Annotated in this window: 14 protein-coding genes and 1 tRNA gene; 8 read left to right on the forward strand and 7 right to left on the reverse strand. The window is 68.8% G+C overall.

All coding sequences use genetic code 11. The features are described from left to right. Positions 1 to 61: 61 nt before the first annotated feature. Both K9S39_RS21130 and K9S39_RS21135 read right to left on the reverse strand, forming a co-directional pair. A complete protein-coding gene (locus K9S39_RS21130) occupies positions 62 to 526 on the reverse strand; it encodes a RidA family protein (RefSeq protein ID WP_248864930.1) in 465 nt (154 codons plus the stop codon). Further along, entirely contained in the window at positions 523 to 681 is a 159-nt protein-coding gene (locus tag K9S39_RS21135; protein ID WP_003967454.1) for a DUF4177 domain-containing protein, read from the reverse strand. Before K9S39_RS21135 ends, K9S39_RS21130 begins: the two co-directional genes overlap by 4 nt. A gap of 210 nt (positions 682 to 891) precedes the next feature. On the opposite strand from K9S39_RS21135, the gene K9S39_RS21140 reads away from it, so the two are divergent. Further along, complete coding sequence (locus K9S39_RS21140) at positions 892 to 1,950, forward strand: ArsA-related P-loop ATPase (RefSeq protein ID WP_248864931.1); 1,059 nt, start codon at positions 892 to 894, stop codon at positions 1,948 to 1,950. Beyond that, a complete protein-coding gene (locus K9S39_RS21145; RefSeq protein ID WP_248864932.1) occupies positions 1,947 to 3,395 on the forward strand; it encodes an ArsA family ATPase in 1,449 nt (482 codons plus the stop codon). Before K9S39_RS21140 ends, K9S39_RS21145 begins: the two co-directional genes overlap by 4 nt. 192 nt (positions 3,396 to 3,587) lie before the next feature. Here K9S39_RS21145 and K9S39_RS21150 read toward each other — a convergent pair whose 3' ends face one another. Further along, a complete protein-coding gene (locus K9S39_RS21150; RefSeq protein ID WP_248864933.1) occupies positions 3,588 to 3,746 on the reverse strand; it encodes a hypothetical protein in 159 nt (52 codons plus the stop codon). A 179-nt stretch (positions 3,747 to 3,925) separates the two neighbouring features. Beyond that, positions 3,926 to 4,267, reverse strand: coding sequence for a WhiB family transcriptional regulator (locus K9S39_RS21155; protein WP_248864934.1), 342 nt, complete (start codon positions 4,265 to 4,267; stop codon positions 3,926 to 3,928). 382 nt (positions 4,268 to 4,649) lie between these two features. Here K9S39_RS21155 and K9S39_RS21160 point away from each other — a divergent pair, with 382 nt between their 5' ends. Then, the gene (locus tag K9S39_RS21160) at positions 4,650 to 6,851 is read left to right on the forward strand and encodes a transglycosylase domain-containing protein (protein ID WP_248864935.1); all 2,202 of its coding nucleotides are present in this window, start codon (positions 4,650 to 4,652) and stop codon (positions 6,849 to 6,851) included. A 452-nt stretch (positions 6,852 to 7,303) separates the two neighbouring features. Here K9S39_RS21160 and K9S39_RS21165 read toward each other — a convergent pair whose 3' ends face one another. Continuing rightward, the gene (locus tag K9S39_RS21165; RefSeq protein WP_248864936.1) at positions 7,304 to 7,771 is read right to left on the reverse strand and encodes a GatB/YqeY domain-containing protein; all 468 of its coding nucleotides are present in this window, start codon (positions 7,769 to 7,771) and stop codon (positions 7,304 to 7,306) included. Positions 7,772 to 7,935: 164 nt separating this feature from the next. On the opposite strand from K9S39_RS21165, the gene K9S39_RS21170 reads away from it, so the two are divergent. From K9S39_RS21170 to K9S39_RS21190, 5 genes are all read left to right on the forward strand, one after another. Further along, positions 7,936 to 8,868, forward strand: coding sequence for a metallophosphoesterase (locus tag K9S39_RS21170; protein WP_248864937.1), 933 nt, complete (start codon positions 7,936 to 7,938; stop codon positions 8,866 to 8,868). A 139-nt stretch (positions 8,869 to 9,007) separates the two neighbouring features. Then, positions 9,008 to 9,081 (forward strand) — tRNA-Pro (locus K9S39_RS21175). 632 nt (positions 9,082 to 9,713) lie between these two features. Beyond that, positions 9,714 to 10,169 (forward strand): very short patch repair endonuclease, encoded by a 456-nt coding sequence (locus tag K9S39_RS21180; protein WP_248864938.1) that lies wholly within the window; start codon positions 9,714 to 9,716, stop codon positions 10,167 to 10,169. Continuing rightward, the gene (locus tag K9S39_RS21185; RefSeq protein WP_248864939.1) at positions 10,166 to 11,173 is read left to right on the forward strand and encodes a DNA cytosine methyltransferase; all 1,008 of its coding nucleotides are present in this window, start codon (positions 10,166 to 10,168) and stop codon (positions 11,171 to 11,173) included. The genes K9S39_RS21180 and K9S39_RS21185 overlap by 4 nt, the downstream gene beginning before the upstream one ends. After that, positions 11,170 to 12,486 carry a DNA cytosine methyltransferase gene (locus K9S39_RS21190; RefSeq protein WP_248864940.1) on the forward strand — a complete coding sequence of 439 codons (1,317 nt, stop codon included), beginning with the start codon at positions 11,170 to 11,172 and terminating at the stop codon, positions 12,484 to 12,486. Before K9S39_RS21185 ends, K9S39_RS21190 begins: the two co-directional genes overlap by 4 nt. Here the strand turns inward: K9S39_RS21190 and K9S39_RS21195 are convergent. Next, complete coding sequence (locus tag K9S39_RS21195; protein WP_248864941.1) at positions 12,407 to 13,342, reverse strand: DUF6339 family protein; 936 nt, start codon at positions 13,340 to 13,342, stop codon at positions 12,407 to 12,409. The two genes, K9S39_RS21190 and K9S39_RS21195, sit on opposite strands and share 80 nt — an antisense overlap. Then, positions 13,339 to 14,295, reverse strand: coding sequence for a hypothetical protein (locus K9S39_RS21200; protein ID WP_248864942.1), 957 nt, complete (start codon positions 14,293 to 14,295; stop codon positions 13,339 to 13,341). Before K9S39_RS21200 ends, K9S39_RS21195 begins: the two co-directional genes overlap by 4 nt. Between the last annotated feature and the right edge of the window lie 18 nt (positions 14,296 to 14,313).

Below are 14,313 nucleotides of genomic sequence, written 5' to 3' on the forward strand. Positions count from 1 at the left end.
AGGCGTAGCGTAGGCGCCGGGAACCGCGAGGCTCCCCCACCAACCACCCCACGCCCAGCGGCTATTCCGCGGTCTCGACCTGGATCTCGACCTCGACCGGCGCGTCGATCGGCAGCACCGCCACACCCACCGCGGACCGGGCGTGTACGCCCTTGTCGCCGAGGATCTCGCCCAGCAGCTCACTGGCGCCGTTGATGACGCCCGGCTGGCCGGTGAAGTCCGGCGCGGAGGCCACGAAGCCGACGACCTTCACGACCCGCTGGATCTTGTCCAGATCGCCGATCACCGACTTCACCGCGGCCAGCGCGTTGAGCGCGCAGGTCGCGGCGAGTTCCTTGGCCTGCTCCGGTGAGACCTCGGCGCCGACCTTGCCGGTGGCCGGCAGCGCGCCGTCCACCATCGGCAGCTGGCCGGAGGTGAAGACGTACGCCCCGGAGCGCACCGCCGGCTGGTACGCGGCCAGCGGCGGCACGACCTGCGGCAGCTTCAGCCCCAGCTCCGCGATCGTGGCCTCGACGGCACTCACGCCTTCTCCCGCTTCAGGTAGGCCACCAGTTGCTCGGGGTTGTTCGGGCCCGGTACGACCTGGACCAGCTCCCAGCCGTCCTCGCCCCAGGTGTCCAGAATCTGCTTCGTCGCGTGCACGAGCAGCGGCACGGTCGCGTATTCCCACTTGGTCATGGGCCGAGCGTAATGCCTGCCCCCGGCCGCGGTGGACGGCGCCCGGCGTGGCCCGCTCATGAGGCGGCCTCAGAGGGATCCGCAAGCGCCTCCGGGGAACAACCCTGACCCGACCCTGACCCGACCCTGAGATTTCCGCGGCGGAACCTCAGGGTCTTCCCCGGTGTATCCGGTGCGTAGCCGCGACGCGGACTGGTTAGGCTCCTGGGCGTGAGCAGGCTCCATGTCGTCAGCGGCAAGGGCGGCACCGGCAAGACCACGGTCGCCGCCGCCCTCGCCCTCGCGCTGGCCACCGAGGGACGACGCACCCTCCTGGTCGAGGTCGAGGGCCGGCAGGGCATTGCCCAGCTGTTCGAGACAGAAGCGCTTCCCTACGAGGAGCGCAAGATCGCCGTGGCACCAGGGGGCGGCGAGGTGTACGCGCTGGCCATCGATGCCGAGCGCGCTCTCCTGGACTACCTCCAGATGTTCTACAAACTCGGCACCGCGGGCCGGGCCCTGAAGAAGCTCGGCGCGATCGACTTCGCCACGACCATCGCCCCCGGCCTGCGGGACGTCCTGCTGACCGGCAAGGCGTGCGAGGCGGTCCGCCGCAAGGACAAGAGCGGCGCGTTCATCTACGACGCCATCGTGATGGACGCCCCGCCGACCGGCCGGATAACCCGCTTCCTGAACGTCAATGACGAGGTCGCCGGGCTGGCCCGGATCGGTCCGATCCACAATCAGGCGCAGGCCGTGATGCGGGTCATCAAGTCCTCCGAGACCGTGGTGCACATGGTGACCCTCCTGGAGGAGATGCCGGTCCAGGAGACCTCGGACGGCATCGCCGAGCTGCGCGCCGCCGGCATCCCGGTGGGCGGCATCGTCATCAACATGACCCGCCCGGCCGTGCTGGAGAACGGCGATCTGGACATCGCCGCCCCCGGAACGCGTACGGCCGTCGCCAAGGCGCTCGCCCAGGCCGGCCTGGGCGGCGCGCGCCGCGGCGGTGAGGAAATGGCGCGGCGCGAGGGGGGTCCCCCCGGACGAAGTCTGGGGGAGGCTCCGGCCGGGGCGGCGGCGGGCGACGGGTGGGCGGACGGGCTGATTGACCCCCTGCTGGAGCAGGCCCGCGAACACGCCGAGCGGGTCGAGCTGGAGCGCGTCGAGCATGCCGAGCTGACCGCCATCGGCCTGCCCACCTACGAGTTGGAACTGCTCCCCGAGGGAGTGGATCTCGCCGGGCTCTACCGCCTGGCGAGAGACCTGCGGAAACAGGGGCCCATATGACCTCGGACGACACGACGCTGGACGCCTCGGCCCCGTGGCTGGAGGTCGACGCGCTGATCGACGACCCGCACACCCGCATCGTGGTGTGCTGCGGCTCGGGCGGCGTCGGCAAGACCACCACCGCCGCGGCGCTGGGCGTACGCGCCGCCGAGCGCGGCCGCAAGGTCGTCGTACTGACCATCGACCCGGCCAGACGGCTGGCACAGTCGATGGGCATCTCCGAGCTCGACAACGTCCCCCGGCAGGTCAAGGGCGTCGACGACGCGGCGGGCGGCGAACTGCACGCGATGATGCTGGACATGAAGCGCACCTTCGACGAGATCGTCGAGGGGCATGCGGACGCCGACCGGGCCCGCGCCATCCTGGAGAACCCCTTCTACCAGTCCCTGTCGGCCGGTTTCGCGGGCACGCAGGAGTACATGGCCATGGAGAAGCTCGGCCAGCTCCGCGCCGGCGACGAGTGGGATCTGGTCGTGGTCGACACCCCGCCGAGCCGTTCCGCGCTGGACTTCCTGGACGCACCGAAACGCCTCGGCTCTTTCCTGGACGGCAAGTTCATCCGGGTTCTGATGGCGCCGGCGAAGGTCGGCGGGCGGGCCGGGATGAAGTTCCTCAACGTCGGCATGTCGATGATGACCGGCACCCTCAGCAAGTTGATGGGCGGCCAACTCCTGCGTGATGTGCAGACGTTCGTGGCCGCGATGGACACCATGTTCGGCGGTTTCCGCACCCGCGCGGACGCCACGTACCGGCTGCTGCAGGCGCCCGGCACGGCGTTTCTCGTGGTGGCCGCGCCGGAGCGGGACGCGCTGCGCGAGGCCGCGTATTTCGTCGAGCGGCTGGCCGCCGAGCAGATGCCGCTGGCCGGCCTCGTACTGAACCGTGTGCACGGCAGCGGCGCCGCCCAGCTGAGCGCGGAGCGTGCCCTGGCCGCCGCGGAGATACTGACCGACCACGGGGCGGAGGACGCCGGCGCGGACGAGGCACGGGCTACCGGGGCGGACGGGGCGCAGGAAACCGACGCGCACGAGACACGGGCTACCGGGACGGGCGACGCACGGGACGGCAGCGCGGACGATGCGCGGGACGCCGACGCCGAAAATCTTGCGTCGGCCGGCATTGTGGATCTCGACGGCGGGAAGGCTGCAACAGGTACCGCCGGCGGCCTCTCCCCCGCTGCCGCGGCGGAGCATGTGGCATCTCCCTCGGCCTCGGCGGCGCAACTCGCCGCCGGGCTGCTGCGGCTGCACGCGGAACGCATGCAGGTCCTCGCGCGCGAACGGCGCACCCGGGACCGCTTCACCGCGCTGCATCCCGAGGTCCCGGTGGCGGAAGTCGCCGCGCTGCCCGGTGATGTCCATGACCTGGCGGGCCTGCGCGCAATCGGCGACCGCCTCGCGCTCGGCCCCACCGACCCCGACGTCCGAACCCACCCCGACGCCTGAACCGACACCGGCACCTGAACCGACATCGGATCCTGAACCAACACGACAGCGAAACGCCTGAACCGCCGGCGATACCTGCACACCGACGTCCGAATCGACCACGGCGGCGACCTCAGCCCGGGGGGAAAAAACCACCCCCGTGGCCCTCACGCCACCCCGTCCCTCAGCAGGCCATCGCCCCTCGACAGGCCATCAGACCCCCGGGACCATCCGCCACTCAAGAGCCCCGACCAGCCACTTCGCCTTGTTCGCGCGCTGCTCACGGCCCTGTTCGCGCTGCTCGACCCGCTCACGCAGCCCGGCTGATCCCCGTCCGCCGCCGCCACCCGCCATCCCCCGCACAACGGACAACTCGCACGCTCCGCGCACACGCCGGGCGCGCCCATCGCGCACTGCTCCACGAGCAAGGTCCACCCGGCGCAGCCACTGGCCACCGGCCAGCAGCAACCCTGAGGGCGTCCAGCCCCAGGGCACGCCAACGTCACTGATGGACCCTCGTCAACTCGTGGTCCGCCGACCGAGAACCTCGGCTAGCCGACCGCAGCAAACTCGTTGAAGGTCTCGTCCTCGCAGTCCACCGGCAGGATGCCCGTGCTGCGCTCGTATTCCGTACGCGCCGTCTCCAGCAGGCGACGCCATGACGTCACGGTCGGGCGCCGACGCAGCAGCGCTCTCCGCTCACGTTCGGTCATCCCGCCCCACACGCCGAATTCCACCCGGTTGTCCAGGGCGTCGGCCAGGCATTCCGTGCGGACCGGACATCCGGTGCACACCGCCTTGGCGCGGTTCTGCGCCGCACCCTGAACGAACAGTTCATCCGGATCGGTAGTGCGGCAGGCTGCCTGTGCACTCCAGTCGGTTACCCAGCTCATGCTGGCGCCGTCCTCTCCCGAATTGAGGCTCCCCCACGGCGGCAATCGGCATATTCACCGTTGCCAGTTGAGGACGTTACGGAAGGCAGGCAGGGCGCAACACCCCCTTCGGGCCCAATCTTGAATGGCCCGAACGGACTATGCGTATGCGGCACATCACCCGACGGAGTGACCGAACGACATTCGTCACATTCCCCACAAGACGGACAGTCGGGTGCGGTGACGCGGGATTCCAGTGGCACAAGCGAGGTCGTGGGGGCACGGTCCGCGCGGGGAGAGGGGGTTGACGAACCGGGGCGTAACCATTCCGTTGTGGCGGGCGAGAACAGGTTAAGCGAACAGGTGCGCCCCTGTCCGGCGATTGAGAACGTAGGCTGCTCACATGGCTAAGAAGCGCGACGGCGGGGGTCTGACCAGGACCCAGCAGGCCGCGAAGTTCCTCGGTGTCAGCGTCCTGGCGGGAGCCGTGCTGGCCGGCCTCGCGCTTCCGGCCGCCGGGGCGCTCGGCCTCGCGGCCAAGGGCTCCGTCGAGGGCTTCGACGACCTCCCGGCGAACCTCAAGACGCCGCCGCTCAGCCAGCGGACCACGATTCTGGACGCCAACGGCGGTGAGATCGCCAAGGTCTACTCCCGCGACCGTACGGTCGTCGGCCTCAAGGACATGTCGCCCTACATCCAGAAGGCGATCGTCGCGATCGAGGACGCCCGCTTCTACCAGCACGGCGCTGTCGACATGAAGGGCATCCTGCGCGCGCTCAACAAGAACGCCCGCTCCGGCGGCGTCTCCGAGGGCGCCTCGACGCTGACCCAGCAGTATGTGAAGAACGTCTTCGTCGAGGAGGCCGGCAACGACGCGGACAAGGTCGCGCAGGCCACACAGCAGACGATCGGCCGCAAGGTCAGGGAGCTCAAGTACGCGATCCAGGTGGAGGAGGAGCTCGGCAAGCGAAAGATCTTGCAGAACTACCTCAACATCACTTTCTTCGGACAGCAGGCGTACGGTATCGAGGCCGCGTCCCAGCGCTACTTCAGCAAGCACGCCAAGGACCTGAAGCTGGAGGAGGCGGCCCTGCTGGCCGGCCTCGTGCAGTCGCCGAGCCGCTACGACCCGGTCAACGCCCCGGAGGAGGCCACCCGGCGCCGTAACACCGTCCTGCAGCGGATGGCCGATCTGAAGGACATCACCCAGGCGCAGGCCGACGCCGCCGCGAAGAAGCCGATCCAGCTGTCCTACAGCCGCCCCAAGAACGGCTGCATCACCGCCGTCGACGGCGCGGGCTTCTTCTGTGACTACATCCGCAAGGTGTTTCTCAGCGACAAAGCGTTCGGCAAGACGCGGAAGGCCCGCGTCAAGCGCTGGAACCAGGGCGGCATGACCATCCGCACCACCCTCGACCCGCAGACCCAGAAGTCGATCCAGACGTCGATGAGCAAGCACGTCTACGAGGACGACCCGGTCGCCGCCGCGGGCGCCATCGTCGAGCCGGGAACCGGCCGGATCCTCGGCATGGGCCAGTCGCGCCCGTACGGCTTCGGCAAGACCGAGACCACGATGAACCTCTCCGTGGAGAGGAACATGGGCGGCGGCGCCGGCTACCAGACGGGGTCGACCTTCAAGCCGGTGGTCGCGGCGGCCGCGCTGGAGCAGGGCACCAGCCCGTATCAGAAGTACTCCTCGCCCTACCGGATGCGCTATCCGAGCCCGGTGCAGACCTGCAACGGCGAGTGGACGGGCAAGGGATCCGCTCAAAACGAGAACAAGACGGAGGTCGGCCCGTACGGCATGAAGGAGGCGACCGCGAAGTCGGTCAACACCTACTTCGTGCAGCTGATCAGCGAAATCGGCATCTGCCCCGCGGTCAAGATGGCGCAGAGCATGGGCATCGAGCGCGCGGACGGCAAGAAGCTCAGACAAGTGCCCTCGATGGCGCTCGGCGGGCAGGAGATGTCGCCGCTGACGATGGCCGCCGGGTACGCCACGTTCGCCAACGGCGGCCGGTACTGCAGCCCCGTCGCCATCGAGTCGATCACCGACGCGCGGGGCCGGGCGATGAAGGTTCCGCAGTCCAGCTGCCGCACCGCGATGTCCAAGCAGACCGCGGACACGATCAACACCCTGCTCAAGGGCGTCGTCGAGGACGGCACCGGCAAGCAGGCCGGCCTCCAGGGCCGGGACAGCGCGGGCAAGACCGGCACCACCGACAGCCGCTACGCCGCCTGGTTCGTGGGCTACACCCCGAACGCGTCCGGCGCGGTCTGGGTCGGCGACCCGCAGCACACCACCAAGATGTACAACATCACCATCGGCGGCGTCCTGCACGAGAAGGTCTACGGTGCCGACACCCCGGGCCCCATCTGGCGCGATGCGATGACGGGCGCCCTGGCCGGCAAGCCCGCGCCGGCGCTGCCCACCATCCCGATCAACGACCCCGGCACGGATCAGGGGGACGACGGCAAGGGGCACGGTGACGGCAAGGGGCAGGGCAGGGACAAGCCCGGCCGGGGCGGCCATGACAAGCCGGGCCACGGATGGCACGTCCCGGGCTTCCCGGACATTTTGGGCGGCGGTAGCGGCGGCTGGTAGCCGGACCGAGGCCGACGACGGTAATACGGACACCGTCCCTGGCGATGACGAGACGGAGAAGGGGCGCCCCCGATGGGGACGCCCCTTCTCCGTGCAGGGAGCTTCTCGTGCAGGGAGCTTCTCCGGACGCGCAGCCTCTCCGTGCACCGAGCGCCTCCGTCCGCCGAGCGTCTCCGTACGGAGGGCACGAGCGGTACGCGGTACGGCACCCGAGGCACCACGGAGGTAAGCGCGGCACGAGAGGCAGGTACGCGCAGCACGAGAGGTACGAGAGCCACCCACTCGCGGCACGAGAGGCACGTGACTCACGGCACGAGAGACCCTACGCGCAGCACGAGAGGTGCGAGCACCGGACGCACCACGAGCACCGGACGCACCACGAGCACCGGACGCACCACGACTCCCCAACGGCATCCGGCCGGCCGGCGCATCGGCTCGCCGGCCGCCGCTCCTCAGCCTCCGGACAGCAGCTTCTTCACCGCCGCGGCCACCCGGCCGCCCTCGGCCCGGCCCGCCACCTTCGGGTTCACGATCTTCATGACGGCGCCCATCGCGCGCGGCCCCTCGGCGCCGGCGCTCTTGGCCTCCGCCACGGCCGCCGCCACCAGGCTCTCCAGCTCCTCGTCGGTCAGCTGCTTGGGCAGATAGTCGGCGAGCACCTCGCCCTCGGCACGCTCACGCTCCGCCGCATCGGCCCGGCCGCCCTTCTCGAACGCCTCCGCGGCCTCCCGGCGCTTCTTCGCCTCCCGCGCGATGATCTTCTCGACCTCACCGTCGGACAGCTCGCGCGCCTCGGTGCCCGCGACCTCCTCCTTGTGGATCGCGGTCAGCGTGAGGCGGAGGGTGGCGGAACGCAGCTCGTCGCGCGCCTTGATCGCGGTGGTGAGGTCGTCCTGCAACGTGGTCTTGAGCGTGGTCATGCCGTTGAGTATGCCCCCACCCACCGACAATCGCCGCGCCATTTCCCCGCGCCTCCGGCGTCCCGGAGCACCAGACGCCCCGTAGGCCGACGGGTACGACGCCACGCCGCCCCCTCCCCGGATCCCCGAACGGCCCGCCCCGCGACTCTGCGACGATGGGGAGCATGCGCGCGCGATATGGAGTCCCCCTGTCCCTGACCGCAGTCGGCGCGGCCGGCCTGGCCTACGCCGCCGGCTTCGAAGTCCGCTCCTTCCGCCTCCGACGCGTCACCGTGCCCGTACTGCCGCGCGGTATGCGGCCGTTGCGCGTCCTGCAAGTCTCCGACATCCACATGGTCCGCGGCCAGCGCAAGAAACAGCGCTGGCTCCAGTCGCTCGCCGGCCTGCGCCCCGACTTCGTCATCAACACGGGCGACAACCTCTCCGACCCCGAGGCCGTCCCCGACGCGCTGGACGCGCTCGGCCCGCTGATGGAGTTCCCCGGCGCATACGTCTTCGGCTCCAACGACTACTACGGCCCCAAGCTGCGCAACCCGGCCCGCTACCTGATCGAGCGTACCCAGGGCCGGCACGGCCTCAACGGCAACGCACCCGCCGTCGGCGTCGTCCACAACCCGTGGGAAGAACTGCGCGACGCCTTCGACACGGCCGGCTGGGTCGGCCTGTCCAACACCCGCGGCCGCCTCAAGCTGGAGGGCGTCGAGATCGCCCTGACCGGCCTGGACGACCCGCACATCAAGCGCGACCGCTACGCCGAGGTGGCCGGCGGCCCGGAATCCGGCGCCGATCTCTCCCTTGCCGTCGTGCACGCCCCCTACCTGCGCTCCCTGGACGCCTTCACCACCGACGGCTACCCGCTGATCCTGGCCGGCCACACCCACGGCGGCCAGCTCTGCATCCCCTTCTACGGCGCCCTGGTCACCAACTGCGACATCGACACCCAGCGCGTCAAGGGCCTCTCCACCCACACCGCCGCCGGCAACACCTCCTTCCTCCACGTCTCCGCCGGCTGCGGCACCAACCGCTACACCCCGGTCCGCTTCGCCTGCCCCCCGGAGGCCACCCTGCTCACCCTCACGCCCCGAGACCACACCTGACCCCGCCCGCCGAGCCGACGGAGCGGGGCCGACCTGGGTGACCGCAGTGGTGATCACCCAGGTCAGCCCCGCTTTCCCGCTCCACAACAACCGGATTTCGCCTACGGGGATCAGTCCGCTAAAGTAGAGCTCGTTGCTTCGGGGTGTAGCGCAGCTTGGCAGCGCGCTTCGTTCGGGACGAAGAGGTCGTGGGTTCAAATCCCGCCACCCCGACTGAAGGAACAACAGGTCAGGGGCCTGGTCCGCATCGCGGGTCGGGCCCCTGATTCGTTCCCAGGGCCGTTTGGAAGCCGATCTCGGACGTCGGACCCCGGATCGGTTCCCGTTCTGCCCGCTCCTGACCTGCCCGCAGGACTACTGCCGAGCGCTGCTCAGCAAGGTCCGGCCATGGAACTCCGCATCAGCTTGAATGCGTGCGGACTGCCGCACAGCGGAGTCCTATTCGATGAGAGTTACCCCATATCGGCGAACCAATAAAACGGTGGGATTCAGAGTGGGCGGCCGCCCAGAGATCATCCGGCTGTCACTGCGACGCTATCGTCGCCGTGGGCTGTCGTCGCAAAGGGATGGCCGGCAACCCGGGCTCCGGTGATCAGCTCGTGGGGTCCCTGGTCCGCAATCGGCGGGGCTCTCGTTCTGTACCCGGTGAGCGAGGACGAGTCCCACCTGCCTGCCGACGGGGGGATCGATCTCGCCATGTGGTCATGACGTTCGCTCTGGTCGCGCCCACCCTCGCGGACGACGAGACAAGGGCTTACCCCCGCGCTTCCGCACCAGGAACTCCACTCGGCGTGCTCCAGCCCTCGTGGACCGAAAACGACATCGGGAAATAGGACACTGGGACCATGCATGCTGCACTCCCCTCCAGCCCTGACGTCTCCGCGCGGATGAGCCGGCAGACCAACCGGGACACCAGTGCCGAACGTGCGGTGCGGCAGCTTCTTCATGCCTCCGGATACCGCTACCGAATCCACTATCCGGTGCCGGGCATGCGCAGACGGAAGATCGACATTGCGTTCACGCGCGCCAAGTTGGCCGTCCTCATCGACGGCTGCTTCTGGCACGGTTGCCCTGAACACGCCACCAGCCCCAAGGCGAACGCGGAATGGTGGCGACAGAAGCTCGATCGCAACATCGAACGGGACCAGGAGACGAACGCACAGCTGCTGTCCGAGGGCTGGACGGTCCTGCGCTTCTGGGAACACGAGTCACCGGACGCCGTTATGCGTCAGGTGGCCGCGGCTGTCGAGCGGGAGAAGGCAAGCAGGCGGAAACGACCCACGAAGGGCGGGGGCCGATGAGCGAACTACGATTCGTCGACGTGTGCGCAGGGGCTGGTGGATTGGACTTGGGGCTGGAACACGCCGGCTTCGAACCCGTACTGCTCCTGGACAAGAAGCCTGTGGCTTGCGACACACTGCGCAGGAACCGTCCGACGTGGCACGTTCTGCAAGCGGACCTGCTGGACTTCGCCCCTTCGCGGCACCGGGAGATCTATGACATCGATCTGCTGTCGGCCGGACTGCCCCGCGTGAAGTCCAGCGCGACCGTCGCCCGGACCGAGAGCGAGGGCGAACTGCGCTTGCTGGAGGCGACCGTCTACCTGGCGCATGCCGTCCGGCCCCGAGCTCTGGTCATCGAGAACGTACCGGGACTGGTGGGCGCGCCCGACTTCGAACCGATACGCGACCTCATCCACAAAGAGCTGAATCATCTCGGCTACCGGTTCCGGTGGTTCCTCCTGAACGCAGCCGACTTCGGGGTACCGCAGGACCGGAGGCAAGGGCTGCTCGTGGCGCTCAAGAAGCAGCACTTCGACGCGTTCCGTCCACCGGAGCCGACGGTTCGCAAGCATCTGCCCGTGGGCCGAGCCCTGCGCCGCTCGATGGCCATGGGCGGTTGGCGGGACGCCGACCGATGGGCAGCCCAGGCGCTCAGCGTGGCACCGACCTTGGTGGGCGGGTCGGACAGGCGAGGAGGCGCGGATCTCGGACCGGCAGGGACGAAAAAGGCCTGGGCCCGGATGGGCGTCGATGGAGGCACCGTGGCCGACAACGTTCCCGGCCCGGACTTCGCCTGGGCGCCGGAGACGGGACGGCACGGGATGGTCAGGATCACGACGGACCAGGCCGCGCTCCTGCAGGGCTTCCCGTCCGATTGGGGATTCGCCGGGAAGAAGACGGCCCGCTATCGCCAGATCGGGCATGCCTCCCCACCGCCGGTGGCCAGGGCGCTCGGGCTGGCGATCCGAGCCGCACTGACGGCGCCAGCACCCCCCGTCGCCGGCTACACTTCAATCCCATGAACAGCCCGGGATCACAGGTTCACCATCTCGACGGAATCCGGATCTTGGACCTCTTCGCAGGTCCTGGTGGACTCGACGTGGCCGCGCATTTCCTGGGCTTCAAGAGCATCGGGATCGAGTGGGACCGCAACGCGTGCGAGACACGCTACGCGGCGGGACTGCCGACGATTCACGCCGATGTGAGCGTCATGCGCGAGAGTCGCTTCGACGAGATCCCGAAATCGGTCGACGTCCTGGCCGGGGGGCCACCCTGTCAATCCTTCTCCGTCGCGGGAAACGGCGCGGGACGTCGAGCACTGGACACAGTGAAGAAGTTCATCCACCGCCTTGTGGACGGGGATGACGAAGCGAAGATCGACGAGGATCTGCACGCCCTCGGCGACTCGCGCACCGCCTTGGTCCTGGAGCCCCTTCGCTGGCTCCTCAAAGCGATCGAAACAGAGGGGCGTGACCCGTACAGGGCGATCGTTCTGGAGCAGGTGCCTGCGGCCCTGCCCCTCTGGGAGGTCTACGCGAAACTTCTGCGCGGCGGAGAAGGAAGGCTGAAGGGCGTCAAGTACGAAGCGGAATGCTGGGAGTTGAAGACCGAGCAGTTCGGGGTGCCGCAGACTCGCACCCGTGCCGTACTCGTCGCCCGGCGCCCGGGGCGTGGGGCCATCGAACCGCTCGAAGCGACTCATCTTCCCTTCGACCTGCATCGGGGGAAACGCAATGCCGCTCAGGCGGATATGCTCCCGACCGACTCTGCGATTCCCGGGGCCAAGCAGCGCTGGCTCTCCATGGCGGAGGCCCTCGACGCGGCGAGCAAGCTGAAGAGCTCGCCCGTGGACATGTCCCGGCTCCGGACGGAGGGCAAGATGAAGTTCTTCGTCGTCTCGAACTACGGCTCCGGGGGCGACCCGAAGAACCGAGGCCGGCGCCTGTCGTCCGAGCCCGCCTTCACGGTCACCGGGAAGATTTCCCGGAACAAGGTGTACAAGAGCAGCGCGGAGTACGAGGCTGAGAAGCCCGACCGCTTCACCATCCCTGAGTCCGGGGTGCTCCAAACCTTCCCGCACAACTTCCCCTGGTCGGGAAACGACCAGGCGCAGCAGGTGGGCAATGCGGTACCACCCCGGCTCGGCATGCACGTACTCAGCAGGGCACTGCGCGGGAACACCCCCTCGGACGACGAGTTGGCGGCCGCGACCACTTGGCCGACTGTGCCCCGGACCACCACGGACGAGCTGCGCATCATCGGGTGCGGCGATCAGAGCCGATGCCCTCCGCACTCGCACAGAGTCCCTCGCCCTCGTCGGAAGCCCGCCCCCTGACCGGCGCATCCGCGAACAGCTCCTCGAAGTGGGCGACCAGTCTCCGAACCGCCTCCTCCGGGACACGCTCCTCCTCCGGGCCTTCAGGAAGGTTGTTCCGGGGGGACGGGAGGGCTGATGCGGCCCCCGCGATCCAGTCGCGCAGAGGCTCCCCGTCACGCTCCACATCCGGGGCAATGACGTCGTACATCAGTGTCGCCGCAGCGGTGTTGACTGCGGGCGTCAGGGCATTGACCTCGCGACCGGTGCGCACAATCCCGCTCTCCATGAGTCCGACGAGGGCAAGAGCGGTTGGGCGATGGTCGACGATGTCCAGACGAAGAGCGGAGTTGAGCATGTCCTGATTACCGCAGGCCACGACGACGGGTTGGTAGTCCGAGCCGTCGCGGAAGAGCTCGGCCGCCCACCAGAGCCGGGCGAACGTCTGCTTGTAGTGAGGGCCGACGAACCTGTCCCGGGCCACTCGTCCGCGCGAACCGTCCGCCTTCGGATCGGACAGGTGCCGCCAGACGACGTAGTCCGGAGCCACCCCAAGGGCCATATACGTCCAGAGCCTCTTCTCGGCCGCTTCCCGGCGAGTCAACCGAAGGGTCTCGTGCAGACGCGGCGCCAACCACGCATCCGCCGCCGTGGGGCGCTCGTCCCGGAACTTGGTCACAGCGTCGTCGATCAGATCTCGTACTCGGTGCAGCCGCAGTCGCGCATCGTCGCCGGGCAGCGCTTCGGCAACCTTGTTCAGCGCGATGGAAGGCACGTCCTCGCGCCCCTCGAGCAGTCCTGTGGAGATGTACTCGGCAGCCTGCACATCGGAGATCAGAGCAAGCCGTTCCGGCAGGTGCTCGGGGCGGGAAGTCACGTGTGGGTCTCCTGGTTGAGTCGTTCGATATCGCGGACAGTGCCGGCCAACGCTTTGGGGACCTCGGCACGACGGGCAGCTGCGTACTGGATACGCGGTTGTAGATCCGTCCAACTCCCCTCGCCGGTGCGCCGGGTGTGCACCTCGCGAAGAGCATCCTCCACCGATCGCCCGGGAACGATGTCCGGAAGCATCTCGCGGAGCACCGCACCTCGCCAGTCGGGCGGGAGGAGCGGCGTCCCGTCGTCCTCGATCTCCAGGTCACCGATGGCGGTGTGGAAGACAGCGGTCCACACATCGGCGCACATCTGGGCCAACAGCATCTCTCCCACGACGCTCTCCACCTTCGAGCCCTGGCCTTCCACGAGTGCTGCGAGGCCCTCGAAATCCGAGTTCAGGCGAACGGTGGGCATCCGACCAGCGGTGTCCACGATCCAGGGTGCGTCCCGGAAACTCCGCAACCACTCGGCACCACGGGCGAAACTCACCTTGCTGACGTCGAGTTCGCGATCTCTGAGCGGGGCGTCGGCCGTCACGTCGATCAACCACTCCTGGTCGGTGGAGGCGATGATCCGCCCCTCCACCCCCCCGACTGTGGCCACCACGTGCACAGCGAGCGACGCACGGTCCAGGTGGTCGTCCCGGTCGAGCTCGATCTCCCCCGTCCATTCCCTATCGCCCCCCGCACTGGGCGCCAATCGGGCAACAGTGCGTGCGTTGGTGGCCCCCTCCGTCAGAACGGCGACAACCGCAATGTCGGACCAGTGGCCCTTCGTCTCGATCTCACGAACCGGTATGGTCGCCGTCAGAGCGAGCCGTGCAGTCCGCCAGTCGGCGCGCTCGGCCCTACCAAGTGCCACGACCTGCTCGACAACCGAGTATCCCCTTGTGTCCAAGTGCTCTCGGGTGTCATCGGGGCCACGCAGCCGCACGGCCGTGACCCGCGCCGTCACCGCACCGGTCAGTCGAGG

Origin of the sequence: Streptomyces halobius (genome assembly GCF_023277745.1) — a bacterium.
In the GTDB taxonomy this organism is placed as follows: Bacteria; Actinomycetota; Actinomycetes; order Streptomycetales; family Streptomycetaceae; genus Streptomyces; species Streptomyces halobius.

Excerpts from the sequence above, each read along its gene's own strand:
- K9S39_RS21135 (WP_003967454.1), bottom strand. The coding sequence starts at position 681 with ATGACCAAGTGGGAATACGCGACCGTGCCGCTGCTCGTGCACGCGACG.
- K9S39_RS21145 (WP_248864932.1), top strand. The coding sequence starts at position 1,947 with ATGACCTCGGACGACACGACGCTGGACGCCTCGGCCCCGTGGCTGGAG.
- K9S39_RS21155 (WP_248864934.1), bottom strand. The coding sequence starts at position 4,267 with ATGAGCTGGGTAACCGACTGGAGTGCACAGGCAGCCTGCCGCACTACC.
- K9S39_RS21160 (WP_248864935.1), top strand. The coding sequence starts at position 4,650 with ATGGCTAAGAAGCGCGACGGCGGGGGTCTGACCAGGACCCAGCAGGCC.
- K9S39_RS21165 (WP_248864936.1), bottom strand. The coding sequence starts at position 7,771 with ATGACCACGCTCAAGACCACGTTGCAGGACGACCTCACCACCGCGATC.
- K9S39_RS21170 (WP_248864937.1), top strand. The coding sequence starts at position 7,936 with ATGCGCGCGCGATATGGAGTCCCCCTGTCCCTGACCGCAGTCGGCGCG.
- K9S39_RS21180 (WP_248864938.1), top strand. The coding sequence starts at position 9,714 with ATGCATGCTGCACTCCCCTCCAGCCCTGACGTCTCCGCGCGGATGAGC.
- K9S39_RS21185 (WP_248864939.1), top strand. The coding sequence starts at position 10,166 with ATGAGCGAACTACGATTCGTCGACGTGTGCGCAGGGGCTGGTGGATTG.
- K9S39_RS21190 (WP_248864940.1), top strand. The coding sequence starts at position 11,170 with ATGAACAGCCCGGGATCACAGGTTCACCATCTCGACGGAATCCGGATC.